General features: G+C 66.3%; 16 protein-coding genes and 1 pseudogene. 12 read left to right on the top strand and 5 right to left on the bottom strand.

What is annotated here, in order from left to right; all coding sequences use genetic code 11:
* Positions 1 to 105: 105 nt before the first annotated feature.
* Positions 106 to 1,167: an extracellular catalytic domain type 1 short-chain-length polyhydroxyalkanoate depolymerase gene (locus tag HV681_RS13785; RefSeq protein ID WP_254594960.1), complete on the top strand. Its 1,062-nt coding sequence runs from the start codon at positions 106 to 108 to the stop codon at positions 1,165 to 1,167.
* Positions 1,168 to 1,382: 215 nt separating this feature from the next.
* On the top strand, positions 1,383 to 1,904 hold the full coding sequence (locus HV681_RS13780) for a DUF1993 domain-containing protein (protein WP_175123599.1): 522 nt from the start codon (positions 1,383 to 1,385) through the stop codon (positions 1,902 to 1,904).
* A 42-nt stretch (positions 1,905 to 1,946) separates the two neighbouring features.
* Here the strand turns inward: HV681_RS13780 and HV681_RS13775 are convergent, their stop codons facing one another.
* Together HV681_RS13775 and HV681_RS13770 are read right to left on the bottom strand one after the other, a co-directional pair.
* Complete coding sequence (locus tag HV681_RS13775; protein ID WP_175123598.1) at positions 1,947 to 2,444, bottom strand: VOC family protein; 498 nt, start codon at positions 2,442 to 2,444, stop codon at positions 1,947 to 1,949.
* A 67-nt stretch (positions 2,445 to 2,511) separates the two neighbouring features.
* Complete coding sequence (locus HV681_RS13770; protein ID WP_175123597.1) at positions 2,512 to 2,868, bottom strand: DUF1428 domain-containing protein; 357 nt, start codon at positions 2,866 to 2,868, stop codon at positions 2,512 to 2,514.
* 171 nt (positions 2,869 to 3,039) lie between these two features.
* Here HV681_RS13770 and HV681_RS13765 point away from each other — a divergent pair, with 171 nt between their 5' ends.
* Positions 3,040 to 4,014: a GlxA family transcriptional regulator gene (locus tag HV681_RS13765; protein ID WP_175123596.1), complete on the top strand. Its 975-nt coding sequence runs from the start codon at positions 3,040 to 3,042 to the stop codon at positions 4,012 to 4,014.
* A 188-nt stretch (positions 4,015 to 4,202) separates the two neighbouring features.
* Complete coding sequence (locus tag HV681_RS13760; protein WP_175123595.1) at positions 4,203 to 5,825, top strand: methyl-accepting chemotaxis protein; 1,623 nt, start codon at positions 4,203 to 4,205, stop codon at positions 5,823 to 5,825.
* Positions 5,826 to 5,830: 5 nt separating this feature from the next.
* Here HV681_RS13760 and HV681_RS13755 read toward each other — a convergent pair whose 3' ends face one another.
* Positions 5,831 to 6,265, bottom strand: a complete 435-nt coding sequence (locus HV681_RS13755; protein ID WP_175123594.1) for a hypothetical protein — start codon at positions 6,263 to 6,265, stop codon at positions 5,831 to 5,833.
* 204 nt (positions 6,266 to 6,469) lie between these two features.
* Here HV681_RS13755 and HV681_RS13750 point away from each other — a divergent pair, with 204 nt between their 5' ends.
* Positions 6,470 to 7,057, top strand: coding sequence for an SUKH-4 family immunity protein (locus tag HV681_RS13750; protein ID WP_175123593.1), 588 nt, complete (start codon positions 6,470 to 6,472; stop codon positions 7,055 to 7,057).
* A 16-nt stretch (positions 7,058 to 7,073) separates the two neighbouring features.
* On the top strand, positions 7,074 to 7,754 hold the full coding sequence (locus tag HV681_RS13745) for an SMI1/KNR4 family protein (RefSeq protein WP_175123592.1): 681 nt from the start codon (positions 7,074 to 7,076) through the stop codon (positions 7,752 to 7,754).
* Here the strand turns inward: HV681_RS13745 and HV681_RS13740 are convergent, their stop codons facing one another.
* A complete protein-coding gene (locus tag HV681_RS13740) occupies positions 7,755 to 8,609 on the bottom strand; it encodes a helix-turn-helix domain-containing protein (RefSeq protein WP_175123591.1) in 855 nt (284 codons plus the stop codon).
* A 264-nt stretch (positions 8,610 to 8,873) separates the two neighbouring features.
* On the opposite strand from HV681_RS13740, the gene HV681_RS13735 reads away from it, so the two are divergent.
* The 5 genes and pseudogenes from HV681_RS13735 to HV681_RS28115 all read left to right on the top strand — a co-directional run.
* Complete coding sequence (locus HV681_RS13735) at positions 8,874 to 9,752, top strand: fumarylacetoacetate hydrolase family protein (protein ID WP_175123590.1); 879 nt, start codon at positions 8,874 to 8,876, stop codon at positions 9,750 to 9,752.
* Positions 9,749 to 10,534, top strand: a complete 786-nt coding sequence (locus HV681_RS13730) for an alpha/beta fold hydrolase (RefSeq protein WP_175123589.1) — start codon at positions 9,749 to 9,751, stop codon at positions 10,532 to 10,534. The genes HV681_RS13735 and HV681_RS13730 overlap by 4 nt, the downstream gene beginning before the upstream one ends.
* A 135-nt stretch (positions 10,535 to 10,669) precedes the next feature.
* Positions 10,670 to 11,986, top strand: a complete 1,317-nt coding sequence (locus HV681_RS13725; protein WP_175123588.1) for a metal-dependent hydrolase family protein — start codon at positions 10,670 to 10,672, stop codon at positions 11,984 to 11,986.
* A gap of 155 nt (positions 11,987 to 12,141) precedes the next feature.
* Complete coding sequence (gene blaAMZ, locus HV681_RS13720; protein WP_175123587.1) at positions 12,142 to 13,332, top strand: AMZ family class C beta-lactamase; 1,191 nt, start codon at positions 12,142 to 12,144, stop codon at positions 13,330 to 13,332.
* 302 nt (positions 13,333 to 13,634) lie between these two features.
* Positions 13,635 to 14,141: pseudogene (locus tag HV681_RS28115) on the top strand (DUF2242 domain-containing protein); the annotation flags it as partial.
* A 205-nt stretch (positions 14,142 to 14,346) separates the two neighbouring features.
* Here HV681_RS28115 and HV681_RS28110 read toward each other — a convergent pair.
* Positions 14,347 to 14,652, bottom strand: a complete 306-nt coding sequence (locus HV681_RS28110) for a pentapeptide repeat-containing protein (RefSeq protein ID WP_367647238.1) — start codon at positions 14,650 to 14,652, stop codon at positions 14,347 to 14,349.
* Here HV681_RS28110 and HV681_RS13710 point away from each other — a divergent pair.
* Positions 14,637 to 15,071, top strand: coding sequence for a CopD family protein (locus HV681_RS13710; protein WP_175123585.1), 435 nt, complete (start codon positions 14,637 to 14,639; stop codon positions 15,069 to 15,071). The genes HV681_RS28110 and HV681_RS13710 overlap by 16 nt on opposite strands.
* The last annotated feature ends 41 nt before the right edge of the window (positions 15,072 to 15,112 follow it).

The following is a 15,112-nucleotide window of genomic DNA, read 5'->3' as shown; positions in this document are numbered from 1 at the left end:
CAAACAGGAACCTCCGAACAGGCCCTAACAATGGCGCGCAGTTTCAGCAGTCTGTTTTTCAAAGCGGCAAAAAAGATCACCCGCCTCCAGCGCACGGCAATGCGCATGGCGGCCCCCAAACCAGCCCGCAAGCGCGCCACGTCGGCGCGCAAGACGACCGCCAGCTCCGCGGCGGGGCGTGCGGTCAAGACGGCGCGGCCCGCCGGGACAACGGGCGCGGGCAGGGCAGCGGCGCCCGAGGCGGCGTCGCTTGGCGCCGGCCGCTGGGAGGCCTCCCGCCAGTTCACGGACAAGACCGGCCGCCGGCTGGCCTTTGCCCGTTACACCCCCGCTTCCGCAACTGCCACAGCCGCCGGCATGCCGCTGGTCGTGATGCTGCACGGATGCCGGCAGACAGCCGAGGCTTTCGCGCGTGGATCGCGCATGAACCAGTGGGCGGACGCCGGGGATTTCATGGTGCTGTATCCGCAGCAATCGCTGGCGCGTCAGGTGCAGCGCTGCTGGCGCTGGTTTCAGCCGGATGACGATCATGGCGGGGCCGAGGCTGATCTGATCGCGGCCCTGATCCGGTCGGAAGTCGTGCGCCACGGTCTGGACCCTGAACGCGTCTACGTGGCGGGCCTGTCGGCAGGGGCGGGGATGGCGGCGCTGGTCGCGTTGCGCCATCCGAGCCTGATCGCTGCGGTGGCCATGCACTCGGGGCCGGTCGTGGGCGACGCGCATAACGCCGGCAATGGCCTGAGCACGATGCGGCGCGGCAGTATCAAGCCGTTGGCGCCGCTGGTGCAAGCCGTGGCGGACCCCGCCGTTTTCGACCTGGGCATGCCGGCACTGATCCTGCACGGCCAGCTTGATCCGGCCGTGGCGCCGCGCAATGCCAGGCAGTTGTTCGAACAGTTCCGCAACCTGAATGCCGCCGATCCGCACGCGTTGCCGATCGAGCGCGTGCTGGGGTTGGGCACCGAAAAAGCGTACCGCCGGGTGGATGTGCTGCGCGGCCGCAAGACGGTGCTGCGGCTGTGCGAGATCACGCGGCTTGAACATGCCTGGAGTGGCGGGGATCCTGCCATCCGGTATCACGCGCGCAGCGGTCCCGATGCCTCCGCGCTGGTCTGGCGGTTCTTTCAGAGTCAGCGGCGTACGGGCGCGATTGCCGTTGCGCAATGACAGACACCGGCGTCAAAAAGGACTGGCCGGTGGCTGGCGGTGGGCAGCAGGCAGGTGGGCGGCTGCGGTGCGCCATTGTCCGGGCATCCAGAATGATGTTGTCGCCGGCACCGGCGTCCGGGCGACCCCGTGGCGGCGTAACATCGCTGCATCCCAAAGCGCCCGGCGCCCGTTGATACCCTTCGCCAACCCCCATTTTTACGGAAATTGTCGATATGCCCCTGTCCATGTACCAGGCGTCCGTGCCTGTCTTCATCCGCGGCCTGAACGTGCTGGCCGCGCTGCTGGAAAAGGCTGCCGCGCATGCGCAAGCCACCGGCATCGACCCTGCGGAACTCGTTAACGCGCGCCTCGCGCCCGACATGTATCCGCTGTCGGGCCAAGTGCAACGTGCCAGCGATGCGTCCAAGTTCGCGGCACAGCGGCTGTCGCAAGGCGACGCCCCGAAATTCGCCGACACCGAGACCACGCTTGCGCAATTGCAGCAGCGCGTCGCGGACACGATCGCATATCTGGAAAGCGTCAAGCCCGAGCAGGTCGACGGCGCCGAAGGCCGCCGCATCACGCTTAGCTTTGGCAACTTCAAGCCTGAATTCCAGGGCGACGAGTATCTGCTGACGTTCGCGCTGCCCAACTTCTACTTCCACGTGACCACCGCCTACGGCATCCTGCGCCAGGCCGGCGTGCCGATCGGCAAGCTGGATTTTCTGGGACCGTACCCGCAACTGGCCCCCTGATGAAACCAGGCGACGCGGTGTCGCCCGCGTCGCGCCACAGCCTCATTTTTTTGACGGGTCCCCGCAGCCATCCATCGGCCCCATCTTCGCCATGTTCTGCTGGATCTCTTCGGGCGTGAGGTCCTGCATGTGCGTGGCGATGGACCAGCGGTGGCCGAATGGGTCCACCACCTGCCCGTAGCGGTCGCCCCAGAACATGTCGGCAGCGGGCATCGTGACTTGCGCGCCCGCCGCGACCGCCTGCTGGATCGCGGCGTCTGCGTCGGTCACATACAAATGCAGCACCGCGGGCGTGCCCTTGAGCGCCTTCGGTCCCAGGCTGCCCCATTCCGGAAAATCATCCATCAGCATCAGGACCGAATCGCCGATCCGGATGGCCGCGTGCATGATCTTGCCGTTGGGTCCGGGCAGCCGCATCAGCTCCTCGGCATTGAAGGCTTTCTTGTAGAAGGCGAGGGCGTCGGAGGCGCCCTCGCAAATGATATGCGGCGTCAGCGTGTGCATGCCGTCGGGAATGGGCTTGGCTGCTTTGGTGGCCATGATGTGTCTCCAGGTTTATTGAACGGCTGCGGGTTGAATGGTTGCGCTCGGGGCGTGGCCTCGCGCGCTAGTTGCCGACCAGCGTGGCAAAGCCGCCCCAGCACATGCGCTTGACGTCGAACACGCCCTCGCAGCACATTTCCGCCAGGCGCGGATCGGACATCACCTTGGCGTTGATGCTGTTGCGCGCTTCCTTGCTGGGGTACAGGATCCACGCAAAGACCACGACTTCGCCTTCGCGCGCGCCGGCTGCCGCGCTGAACGACGCGAAGCCTTCTCCGTCGATGTCGTCGGCCACGCCTTCGCGGTAGTCCAGCGCGCCGTGCTCGCGCCAGATGCCTTCGGCGTGCGTGGCCATTTTCTTGTACGTCTCCAGGTTGGCCTTGGGTACGCACAGCAGGAAACCGTCTATGTACTTGTCCATCGATCACTCCTCACGTCCGTGTTGTTCTGGTTCGGGCCGGCACGTCCGCAATCCGTTCCGGCCGCCGTCCGGATTCCTGGATCGGCAGGAACCACTTTATCGGGATCCGCGCGGCTTTCAGATAGGCAATTGCGACAATCTTGCGGGTGGATTGCGTCAGCCTGCAGGCGTATGCTTGGCAACATGAAAAACGTCGCGTTCCTGCTGCCCAAGGGGACCAATATTGCGTCCCTGGAATCCGCGCGCCACGGCTTCATGGTGGCCAACGAATACCTGCGCGCGCACGGCCGCGAGCCGCGGTTCCATGTGCGCACGCTTGCGCTGACGCGCGAGGTCAGCCTGGACGACGGACGCATCAAGGTGCAGGCCGACATGGTGCTGGCCGACGCCACCGACATCCATATCTGCATTGCGCCGCCGCTTCTGGGTTCGGTATCGGACGCGGTCCTGTCCAACCGCGAACTCATCGAATGGCTGTCGCGCCATCACCGCGAAGGCGGCGAGGTCGCCAGCCTGTGCATGGGCGCCGCGCTGCTCGCCGCGGGCGGCGTGCTCGACGGGCAGCAGGCGGTGGTGCACTGGGTTGCGCAAAACCTGTACGCCAGCCTTTTTCCGACGGTGCGATGGACCAGCGATCGCGTCGTCATGGCAGAAAACGGCGTTTATACGAGCGGCGGCGCATTTTCGGCCGCGCATCTCGTGCTGCACCTGATCGAAAAGTACACCGACCGCGACACCGCGATCTGGTGCGCCAAGTATTTCCAGCTGGACTGGAGCCGCCAGAGCCAGTTGCCTTTTTCGGTCTTCATGGGGCAGAAGTCGCACGCGGACGAGATCGTGCGGGCGGTGCAGGAATACATTGAAGGCCGCTACCAGGAAAAGATCACCGTCGAGGAACTGGCCGGCCGCCACGCGCTGGGCCGCCGCACGCTGGAGCGGCGCTTCCGCCAGGCCACCGGCAACAGCATCGTCGAATACGTGCAGCGTGTTCGCGTTGAAGCCGCCAAACAGCGGCTGGAAAGCTCGCGCAAGAGCGTCGCCGAAGTCATGTACGAAGTCGGCTACAACGACACCAAGGCCTTCCGCGACATCTTCAACAAATACTGCGGCATGTCGCCCGTGGGATATCGCGAGCGGTATCAATAGCACGGCGATTGCGCGGCAAACACCGCCTGAACGCTGCCGCACGCGGGCCGACGTCAAGCTTGTTTCAGCAGTGTTGCTGCGCCATGCCTTATCTTCGTTGTCTTTGTGGAATCGCAAACAACGCCGCGCGCAAATGTTTGCGAAATGTGTCGGGAAACATAGACTGGGGTTTTCCCTGAGGCCCCCCTATGAAGCTCCGCACCCATTTCGGCAATCTCTCCATCGGCACCAAACTGGGCCTGGGCTTCGGCGTCGTGCTGGCCCTGCTGCTGGCCCTGGCCGGCGTGTCGCATTTCGAACTGACACGCATCGGCAGCATCAACCGCGCCATCACGCAGGAAACCTGGGTGAAGGCCAACGCGATCTCGGTGGTCGACGTCACGACGCGCGCCAACGCCCGCGTCAATCTGGAACTGATCGTCAACGCCGACCCGGCCGCGATGGACAAGCTGTTCCAGCAGATCGAGGCCAACCGTAAACGCATCGACGACGCCTTGGCCACCCTGCGGCCATTGATGGCGACGGCCGATGCCAGCGCCCGGCTGCGCACGCTGGAAGAGGCTCGGGGCCGTTACGTGAAGTCCTTCCAGTCAGTGGGCGCCCTGCTCAGAAGCGCTGATCGCGACGGCGCCCGCCAGCGCATGCTGCAAGAGACGTTGCCCATTCTGGACAGCCTGCAGGATCACATCATCGCGTTGTCCCGGGAACAGTCGGCCGACATGGACGAGGCAGGCATTGCAAGCCAGGCCGTCATCCAGGAAGCCGAGCGCCTGAACGTGGGCCTGGCCGGCCTGGCGCTCGCCTTGGGCGCGTTGCTCGCTTGGCAGGTCAGCCGGTCGATCACCCGTCCGCTGGCGCGTGCGGTCAAGGCCGCCGAAACCGTGGCGGGCGGCGACCTGGGCCAGCGGATCGAAGCGGGCTCCCGCGATGAGACCGGGCGCCTGCTTCACGCTTTGCAGGACATGCAGGAGCGGCTGGCGGGCGCCGTCCGTGCGATCCGGCACGGGTCGGAAACGATTTCCAGCGCCTCGGGCCAGATTGCAGCGGGCAACGCCGATCTCTCCAGCCGCACCGAAGAACAGGCGGCATCGCTTGAGGAAACCGCGGCATCAATGGAGGAGCTGGCCTCGACCGTGAAGCAGAACGCGGACAACGCGCGCCAGGCCAACCACCTTGCAGCCAGCGCATCGGAAATCGCGCTGCGCGGCGGCGCGGCGGTGTCCGCGGTGGTCGGCACCATGCAGGAGATCTCGGCCAGCTCGCACAAGATTTCCGACATCGTGTCGGTGATCGACGGCATCGCGTTCCAGACCAACATCCTTGCGCTCAACGCGGCCGTTGAAGCGGCCCGTGCGGGCGAGGAGGGCAAGGGCTTTGCCGTGGTGGCGGGCGAAGTCCGCTCGCTGGCGCAGCGCAGCGCGCAGGCCGCGCGCGAGATCAAGGCCTTGATCGAGGATTCCGCCGGCAAGGTGGGCGCGGGCGCGCGTCAGGCCGAGGGCGCGGGCGCCACCATGCAAGAGATCGTCACCGCCGTGCAGCAAGTGACGGACATCATGGGCGAGATCGCCGCCGCGTCGCACGAGCAGGCCAGCGGTATCGATCAGGTGAACCTTGCCGTGGCGCAGATGGACGAGGTGACGCAGCAGAACGCGGCGCTGGTCGAGGAAGCCGCCGCGGCCGCCGGCTCGATGCAGGACCAGGCACGCGAGCTGGTGCGGGCGGTGGGCGTGTTCCGCTTGTCCGAAGACGCCACGCGGCGCGGACCGGAGCAAGATCCCACTCGCGCCCCGGGCACGTTGATGCTTGCTTAGCGCCGCTATTTTCCGCAGGCGGCCTGCAACGCCTTCATCTGCGGGCTGCCTGGCGCAAAGCGCACGAACTGTACCTGGCTTTCGTCCAGTGTCTCGTCCTTGATGGTGGTGACCAGGGTGTCGTTCAGGAAGTAGCTGGTGGCCGGCAAGAAGCCGACCTGCGACCGGCGGCAATCGAACAGCACCTCGGTCACCGAACGGTCATAGCGCACGGGCTGTTTGTCCGCGCCCGGAATGGTCTGCGCAGCGGTGTAGCGCAGTTCCATCCTGCCCCGGGCGTTGCCCGACGCTTGCTGTGTGTTGGGCAGGCTCCCGATCCGGATGGAGACGTTGGGGTGATCGGGACGCGGCGGCACGTCGAACCATTGCTGCGCGTGAGCGCCGGAGCCGGCGAGGAGTGCGGCAAAGGTTAAGGCGGAAACTGCAAACGGTAGGCGCATGGATTGTCCGTGGTCGAAAGCGGTTTTCTTCTGCCACCGCCCTGTGGCGCTTCAATCGTGCGTCGCCTCGGAGCAGGGCGTTCAAATGTAGCAAAATGCGGTCTGGCGCCGCGTGCGAAGTTCAGTTGCTACCACCCGCGCTACCGTCCGCGCTGACGGCGCGGCAAGATTTATCGCTAATACGTTGTCCAGATACGCATCAACATGAATTCCTTTGAATCCCTCCGGGCGCAGTTCGCCCGGTTTGGCGAACTGCGCCCGCAGCCGCGCGACGCGTGGCAGGGCGACATTGCGCTGCCACAGGTGCTCGCCGACTTCTACGAACAGGTGGGGCCGTGGGGCGCCACCTATCACCAGAACGTGGGACCGGTCGGCATCACGCTTTCCGAAACCAACATCAGCTTTCCGCCGCTCTACAAACTGTGGGAACGGCAGGCCGGCTATCGCTGGGACGCGTCGAACGGCGAACGCGTTGCCGAATGGCAGGACAACTGGCTGGTGATTGCCGACCAGAACGCGGACCCCTTCATCCTGGACACGGGGAACGGCGAGATTCTCTACGCCATGCACGGCACGGGCGCATGGGACGCCGCCGTGGTGGCGCCCGATCTGCCGACGTTCGCGGCCGCGGTGGCCGCGGTCGGCGTCGTCTGCCTGGAGGCCGACGAAGACCTGCGCAACGATGACTGGGAAATCAGGCCCGAGCATCGGGCGCGTGCGTTGCAGGCGCTGACCATTGTGCTGGGCGACCGCGTCGAGGCCGAGTGCTTTCTGGATGTGCTTGAGTTCTGACGAAGGAAAAAGACGAATGGCAACGTTTGCCGAACTGGCCGAGGATTGCGGCGTGGCATTGCCCGGGATGCTGGCCCGGCTGATCGACGCCGGGCGCACCGGCTATGGCGAGGACAGCGCAGTGTGGCGCGCCGACTGGAAGGGCAACACGCTGGCCGCGCGGCCCGTGCTGTCCTGCATGGATGACCTGGAGTGGATCGATGCGCATCAGGCGCGGGAAACCGCCGAGGAATGGCTCAATCCCGGCTATCAGCACGGCAGGCGCTTTCTGCCGTTTGCAGAGTCCGGCGCGGGCGATGCCTATTGCCTGACGCCAACGGCGGGCGGCGGCGTGGGCGTTGCGTTCGTCTGGCATGACAGCGGCGATGCGCGCGTGGAGTGGGCATCGTTCGAGGCGTTTGTGTTCGACGCGCTGGTGCGTAGCGCGGCGGACGTGGGGCATCTTGTCGAGGATGGCTTCACGCCGGCCGAGGCGGTGGCTTGTGTCGCGGCGAACATCAACGCATTGAAGGAATACCTGCCGCCGGTGATGCAGGCGGAACTGGACCGGTTGATGGCGGATGCCCCGTCTGTCCCGGCGGATGGGGCAACGGCTTGGATCGATGAAGCGTCCGCGAGCGCGGCGTTGGCGCTGTTGCCGGTGGCAGAAGATGCGCCTTTTGAGGTGGTTCCGCGTTGGGAGTGCGGAGAAGCGTAGTCAGGGAATCCCCGTCAGCAGATGCGGCGCAGACCCGGAGGCCGCGCGCCGGAAGCGCGACGGCGACACGCCCATGTGATCGCGAAAGAACCGCGAGAAGTTGCCGGGCGTCGAAAACCCCAGGTCCATCGCCACCGAGGTCAGCGGCTGTTCCTGCTGGACCAGCCTGCGCACGGCTTCCTCCACGCGCACCGCGCTCCAGAACACCTGCGGCGTGGTGTTGAGCTGGTCCCGGAAGAGCGCAAAGAAGTGGCCTCGCGACAGCCCCACCTTGCTGGCGATATCTTCCACGGCAACCGGTTCGTGGACGTTTTCGCGCATGTACAGGATGGCAGTGCGAAGCCGCCGGTCCAGCGTCTGCGGGCGGGAGGCCGCGCCGGGCGGGCGCCTGGCCTGGGAGGACGATTCGATCGCCGCCTGCAGCAGCGCTTCGACCTCGGCGTCGATGTCGGCGCGCGGATGGTCCTGCGGCGCGACGATCTTGTCCAGCAGGCTCCAACAGCCCTGGCGCACGGCCGGATCGATTGGCACGCCGGGCGCGGTGAAATGAAACGGGCGGCCGGTGGCGGCGCGGCGCTCGTCCAGCCAGGGCTTGGCGATGTACAGGACAAGGAAGACGGCCGGACCCGAGCGGTCGAGCAGGCGGGCGTCATGGGATTCGTAGGTGTTGGTGCCCAACGCCAGGTGTTCGCTGTAAGGCACCAGTTTCGAGCCGACGTGCGCCTCGGCTCTTGCGCCGCCCAGCCACAGGGCAAGCTGCACTTCCGCATGCGCATGCGCAATCAAATCCCCGCGCAGCTCCAGCACGACCGCGCGGCCGAACGCGCCTTCGTGCAAGGCGTAAGTCTCTTGCATGATCTGTCTCCCAGTTTCTGATCGGGCGATGAGCGCGCGCTCGCCTCGCCGGGGCCACCTGTCCGCCGGGGCCTTCTGCGGGAATTTTATGGGCGTGGTTTCGGGCATTGCCGGGCTCTAGGTGTATACACCTATCACGCCATCTGACTCTGCGATAAGTTCCCGCACCGAACGATAAGCGCGGCCACGCCGGCGCTCCTAAAGTCGTGCTGACGGCGAGGCATGAACCGCTCGCCGATTTTCCGAAGCACGAAGGAGACTGCGGTGCGCATTGCAAGTTACTTGATGAATGGAGAGCCCGGCGTCGGCCTGGTCTCGGACGACGGCCTGACGGTCGCGCCGCTGGCGCTTGACGACGCGGGCAGGCAGCTCGGCGCGCAGGCCGTGATCGACCTGTTGACGGCGGGCCACCCGCTGCCCGGCACGTTGGCGCCGCTGCGCCTGTCCGACGTCGACCTGCGGGCGCCGCTGCCCCGGCCTCGGCGCAACGTCTGGTGCGTGGGGCGCAACTACCACGCGCATGCAAAGGAGTTGTCTGCGTCCGTCTTCAAGGACAACGACGCCAATCCGGAATCGTGGCCCCTCGTCTTCACCAAGGTGCCGGAATGCGTGGTGGGGCCGCGTGCGCAGGTCCTGCTGCCGGTCGGCGTGTCCGCGCAGATCGACTACGAGGCCGAGCTGGGCGTGGTCATCGGCAAGACGGGCAAGAACATCGCGCGCGGCGCCGCCATGGATCACGTCTTCGGCTACACCGTCATCAACGACGTCACCGCCCGCGACGTGCAGATGCGGCACCAGCAATGGGACATGGGCAAGTCGTTCGATACCTTCTGTCCGATGGGGCCGTGGATCGTCACCGCGGATGCGTTCGATGGGACGAGAACGCGCGTGCGCTGCTGGGTCAACGGCGAACTCCGGCAGGACGGTCCCACGGAAAACATGATCTTCGACATCCCGGCTTTGATCGAAACGATCTCGCGCGGCATCACGCTGTACCCGGGCGACGTGATTGCCACCGGGACGCCGGCGGGTGTCGGCATGGGCACGACGCCGCCCCGGTATCTGGCAACCGGCGACGTGGTGCGCGTGGAGGTGGAAGGGCTGGGCAGCATCGAGAACGAATTCGTGGAGAAGGCGTCATGACGACAACGACGATCAATGGCCTGACGGTGGAAGTCGACGGCGACGGGCCCGCATTGCTGTGCATCCACGGGCTGGGCGGCTCGTCCAACACGTGGACGCCGCTGATGGGCGCGTTGACGGGGTATCGCGTCATCCGCCCGGATCTGCCCGGCAGCGCCAGGTCGCCTTTGCCGGATGGCGAACTGTCCATCGCGGGCTATGTCGATGCGCTGGTCGCGGTGCTGAAAGCGCTGGACTGCGGCGCGGTGCACGTTGCGGCGCATTCGTTGGGGACCATCGTCGCGCAGCATCTGGCGTTGAAGGAACCGGCCCGGGTCCGGTCGCTGGTGCTGTTCGGGCCGCTGGCCGAACCGCCGGAGGCGGGGAGGCCGGGCATCCGGGCACGCGCGGCGCTGGCCCGGCAGGGCGCGCCTGCCATGCAGGAGATCGCCGATGCCATCGTCAAAGGCGCCACCAGCCGCCGCACCAAGGCGGATCTGCCGGCGGTGCTGGCCCTGGTCCGCGAAAGCGTGATGCGGCAGCCGCCGGACGGGTATGCGCAAAGCTGCGAAGCGCTGGCCGACGCGAAGTCTGCCGATCTTGAACGCCTGGACGTGCCGGTGCTGCTGGTGACGGGGGACGAGGACGGCGTGGCGCCGCCAGCGAACGTGCAGGGGATGGCAGGGCGTATCCCGGGCAGCCGCTGCACCATCGTGCCGGACTGCGGGCACTGGACCACGTTTGAGCAGCCGGGTGCCTGCATCGAAGCGTTCCAGGCGTTTCATTCGGGCCTGGGCCGGTGAGGCGCGGCTGACTGCCAGGCTCGCCGTACCTGGTCCGCAGCACCGGCTTCGCAGCATCGATCCGCAGCACCGATTTCGCATCAACACTTTTCATAAAAAAATTCCGGCCCTGCGCGGGCCAGGAGGAGACTACGCATGTCCAAAATCGCAATTACCAATGCCGTCATCTTTGACGGAAGCGGCGACGACGTCTTTGACGGAGAGATACTCATCGACGGCGGCCGCATCGCCGAGGTGGCGCGCCTGCCCGAACGCGTCAACCGGGACGGCGCCCGCGTCATCGATGGCAAAGGCCGGTTCCTGATGCCGGGCATGACCGAGGCGCACACGCATTTCTCGTGGAATGACCAGCCCACGCTGGCGGCGATTCAGTTCATGCCGCCCGAGGAGCACATCCTCTGGTGTGTCCGCGTGGCCAAGCGCTATCTGGAAATGGGGTGGACGTCCGCCATTGGCGCGGCGGCGGCCAAGCCGCGGCTGGACGTGGTGCTGCGCAACGCGATCGAGGCCGGCGAGTGCCCGGGGCCGCGCTACCTGGCTGGCAGCCAGGAGATCACGACCATCGGCGCGCTGGGCGACAACACCTTGCCGCACATGCACTTCGAGGAGCTGAGCTTTGGCAGCGTCTGCAGCGGTCCCGAAGAGATTCGCCGCTCGGTCCGGACGTTCATCAAGTACGGCGTCGACCATCTGAAGATCAATCTGTCGGGCGAATACATCGCCGGCCTGCCGGCCGAAATGTCGCCCTTCGCGGAAGACGAGATCGCCATGCTGGCGTCGGAGGCCAAGCGGTACGGCAAGCGGATCGCGGCCCACGCGCGGTCCAGCGAATCGGTCAAGCAATGCGTGCGCCACGGCATCGAAATGGTCTATCACGCCAGCTTCGCGGACGACGAAGCGCTGGACATGCTGGAGGCCAACAAGGACAAGCATTTCGTCGCGCCGGGCATCGGCTGGCTGGTCCGTACCGCTTATCATGCGTCCGACTACGGCATCACGCCCGCCATAGCCGAAAGCATGGGCTACAAGCGCGAGCTGGAAATCGCCGCGGAGAGCCTGCGCAAGATGCACAAGCGCGGCATACGCATCCTGCCGGGCGGCGACTACGGATTCGCCTGGATGCCGCACGGCACGAATGCCAACGACCTCCAATACTTCGTTGACTACATCGGCATGACGCCGGTCGAGGCGCTGGTCGCGGCCACGCGGCTGGGCGGGCAAATCATGCAGCGGCCTGACGAGCTGGGGATGCTGCGGGCGGGGTATCTGGCCGACGTCGTCATGGTGGACGGCAACCCGCTGCACGATCTGTCGCTGCTGGTAGATCCCGCGCGGATCGTTCTGGTGATGAAGGAGGGGAAAGTCTGCAAAGACATAGTCGGCACGGTGCAGGACGGCACGGGGATCGGGAATGCGGCTCAGCCGCTGCGCGCGGAGCCGGCCTTAGCCTGACGCAGGGCGCAGGGCGAAGGCGCGCCTGCGCCAGGCCCTGAGGCCACGGCAGGGAGGGAAAAATGCGCCTGGATGGACGCGCGTCGCGGTACGATTCAGCATCGCCGCGCCGCCCATCCCGCCGGTTTGTCCGTCCCCCTCCCTGAGAACGTTGCATGACCACCCGTAGGCACCTCTGCGCCGGCCTCTTTTGCGCCGGCCTTCTTAGCGCCGTGTCCGGTCCCGCCTTTGGCCGCTCTGAATTGCCTTACATCGACAGCGTCGTGAACGAAGCGGCCCGCGCGGTCATGCGGCGGCACGACGTCGCGGGCATGGTGATCGCCGTCACGCATCAGGGCCGCCAGCGCTTCTACACCTACGGCGTCGAGTCGCTGGAAACGCGGCGCGCGGTCAATCGGGACACGCTCTTCGAGCTGGGGTCGATCAGCAAGACCTTCACCGCGACGCTTGCCGCCTATGCGCAGGCCAAGGGCCTTTTGACGCTGACCGACAGTCCGGCGCGGTTCGTGCCCGAGCTTGCCGGCACCGAGTTCGCCAAGCTCACGCTGGTGAACCTTGCCACGCACACCACGGGCGGCTTCCCGTTGCAGGTGCCCGACGAGGTGCGCGACAACGCGCAGTTGATGCAATACCTGAAGGCATGGAAGCCCGAGCACGCGCCGGGCACGTATCGCTCGTATGCCAATCCCAGTATCGGCATGCTGGGCGTCGTGGCCGCCGCCAGCATGAAGCAGCCGTTTTCGCAGGCGATGGAAAAGGACCTGTTTCCGAAGCTGGGCCTGTCCAGCACGTATATCAATGTGCCCGCCGCCAAGATGTCGCGCTACGCGCAGGGCTACAACAAGCAGGGCGCTCCGGTGCGCGTGAATCCCGGCGTGCTCGCGGCCGAGGCCTACGGCGTCAAGTCCAGCGCGCGCGACATGCTGCGCTACGTTGAAGCCAGCATGGACATGGATGTGCTGGACAAGGACATCCGCCGCGCGCTCGCCGACACCCACGTCGGCTATTACCAGGTGGGCGGCATGACGCAGGACATGGCGTGGGAACAGTTTCCGTATCCGGTGGCGCTGGACACGCTGCTGACGGCCAACGCCGGCACGCTGAACAGCCAGAGCCATCCGGCCCAGGCGCTGCAACCGCCGTTGGCGCCGCTGGCCGAGAGTTGGATCAACAAGACGGGCTCGACCAACGGCTTTGGCGCCTATGTGGCGTTTGTGCCCGCGCGCAAGTTGGGCATCGTCATTCTGGCCAATCGCAACTATCCGAACGAAGCGCGTGTGCGCTTGGCGGCGGAAATCCTGGGCGAGCTGGACGAGCAGCCGTCCTCGGCCCGCGCCGCGCGTTGATTGCGGGTTTGCGCCGCACGCCGGCAGCAGGCCCGCGGCGCATCGGCATGGTTCAGGAACGTGTGCACTGACGCGTTGCGAAGGGTGTTGCGCGCGGGCCATGGAATGGCGCGCCGATTTCGATACGAATTACGACGTGTGCCGGTACGGGATGCGCCCGCCGGCACGCAGGGGGAACCGCTTTGGCGGTCATGACGGACCGCTCGAACCTGTTTCAACATATCTCCGGCGTATCCTGTCCCCAATAAATAAACGGATTTCTTGTCCGATAATGCAGGTCGTCGCCCCACGCCGGACCTCTCATGCCTCGCGTTTCCCGCCGTATCACTTTTCCGTTGTTTGCCACCCTGACGGCCGTCCTGGCCGGATGCTCTTCCCCCAAGCCCGTCTACGAACGCGAGGACTTCGCGCAAACGGATACGTATTCGCGCAGCGTTCCGGCGGCCAGCAGCGCCGCGTGCGATGCGGGCCGGCGCGCCTTGCTCAGCCAGGGCTATCTCATCGACAAGTACGAGCCGTCTCGCGTCACGGGCCACAAGAACTTCGAGGGCGAGGACGGGCAGCATACGCAGATCAGCTTCAACGTCGAATGTGCATCGGACGGCGGTGCGAGCGACCGCACCACCGTATTTGCGAACGCCGTGCAGGACCGCTATTCAATCAAACGCACCGGCAACTCGGCCAGCGTGGGCGTCAGCGTGTTGGGCCAGGTGTCCATGCCGTTTGGGGGCAGCGACGATTCGCTGGTCAAGACCGCCAGCCAGACGGTGACGCGGCCCAAGTTCTATGACGGGTTCTTCCAGTTGCTGCAGCGGTTCCTGCCGGATGCGCAGGCGGCTGCCGCGCCGCATGAGCCGCCCGTGCGGACGAAGGGCGCCGCGCCCAAGTCCGCCCCGGCGCCCGCGCCCGCAGACCCGGTGGTGGCGCCGAATGCGCCGGCGGATACGTTGAATCCGACGGAGGCTGGCGGTGACAAGCCGGCCCCGGCTGGCGATGCAGCGCCTGCGAAGACGCCTACGGGGGGAGCGCCTGCCGCAGGTTCGCCTGCCGCAGGGTCGCCTGCCGCAGGATCGCCTGCCGCAGGTTCGCCTGTCCAAGGGGCGCCGGCTGCCGGATCGGCCACGGAAAAAGCGCCCGCGGCAGCGACGCCCGATACGGGTTCGCCCGCCGCACCCGCCACGCCGCCCGCGCCGCAGTCCGGCAACTAACGCCCCACACCCTGGCGCATCGACCGCCGCCCGGTTTGCCGTATCGCAAACTGCCTGCGCGCACGCGCCGCACGGGTCTTCCAGCGAGCGGCGATAATGCCGCGCATGACATATCAACTCCTCAAAATGGCCCACGTCGCAGCCGCGGTCGCTTGGCTTTGCGGCTCGCTCTTCGTTGCCCTGTTTCTTCTGACCTCGCAGCCGCAGGAAGGCGAAGATGCGCCGAAGGAACGCAAAATGCTCCACGCGCTACGCCGCTGGACGCTCTACGTCACCACGCCCGCCATGGTCATCACCTGGCTCATCGGCCTGCATCTGGCCATGACGTTCGGGTGGTTCGCGATGAACTGGATCTGGATCAAGGTGGCCTTTGCGCTGAGCCTGTCGGGGTTGCTCGGCATGCAAAGCGCATCGCTGCGGCGCATGGCCGGCGGCAGCGGCAAGCGGCCGCCCCTGATCGATCTGCAGGCGCCTTATGTCGTGCTGGCGGCGACGGCCATCGTGACGCTGGCCGTGGTCAAGCCGTTCTGATGGACCCGGCCTGACTGCACGTTCGGCACCGCGCCGGCGCG

Origin of the sequence: Achromobacter animicus (assembly GCF_902859585.1) — a bacterium.
GTDB classification, from domain to species: domain Bacteria; phylum Pseudomonadota; class Gammaproteobacteria; order Burkholderiales; family Burkholderiaceae_B; genus Achromobacter; species Achromobacter animicus.
Note: the sequence above shows the minus strand (reverse complement) of the source record. Positions and strands in the feature narration are given on the sequence as shown.

Coding starts and splice junctions, on each gene's coding strand:
- HV681_RS13785 (WP_254594960.1), top strand. CDS start 106: ATGGCGGCCCCCAAACCAGCCCGCAAGCGCGCCACGTCGGCGCGCAAG.
- HV681_RS13780 (WP_175123599.1), top strand. CDS start 1,383: ATGCCCCTGTCCATGTACCAGGCGTCCGTGCCTGTCTTCATCCGCGGC.
- HV681_RS13775 (WP_175123598.1), bottom strand. CDS start 2,444: ATGGCCACCAAAGCAGCCAAGCCCATTCCCGACGGCATGCACACGCTG.
- HV681_RS13770 (WP_175123597.1), bottom strand. CDS start 2,868: ATGGACAAGTACATAGACGGTTTCCTGCTGTGCGTACCCAAGGCCAAC.
- HV681_RS13765 (WP_175123596.1), top strand. CDS start 3,040: ATGCTTGGCAACATGAAAAACGTCGCGTTCCTGCTGCCCAAGGGGACC.
- HV681_RS13760 (WP_175123595.1), top strand. CDS start 4,203: ATGAAGCTCCGCACCCATTTCGGCAATCTCTCCATCGGCACCAAACTG.
- HV681_RS13755 (WP_175123594.1), bottom strand. CDS start 6,265: ATGCGCCTACCGTTTGCAGTTTCCGCCTTAACCTTTGCCGCACTCCTC.
- HV681_RS13750 (WP_175123593.1), top strand. CDS start 6,470: ATGAATTCCTTTGAATCCCTCCGGGCGCAGTTCGCCCGGTTTGGCGAA.
- HV681_RS13745 (WP_175123592.1), top strand. CDS start 7,074: ATGGCAACGTTTGCCGAACTGGCCGAGGATTGCGGCGTGGCATTGCCC.
- HV681_RS13740 (WP_175123591.1), bottom strand. CDS start 8,609: ATGCAAGAGACTTACGCCTTGCACGAAGGCGCGTTCGGCCGCGCGGTC.
- HV681_RS13730 (WP_175123589.1), top strand. CDS start 9,749: ATGACGACAACGACGATCAATGGCCTGACGGTGGAAGTCGACGGCGAC.
- HV681_RS13725 (WP_175123588.1), top strand. CDS start 10,670: ATGTCCAAAATCGCAATTACCAATGCCGTCATCTTTGACGGAAGCGGC.
- blaAMZ (WP_175123587.1), top strand. CDS start 12,142: ATGACCACCCGTAGGCACCTCTGCGCCGGCCTCTTTTGCGCCGGCCTT.
- HV681_RS13710 (WP_175123585.1), top strand. CDS start 14,637: ATGCCGCGCATGACATATCAACTCCTCAAAATGGCCCACGTCGCAGCC.
- HV681_RS28110 (WP_367647238.1), bottom strand. CDS start 14,652: ATGTCATGCGCGGCATTATCGCCGCTCGCTGGAAGACCCGTGCGGCGC.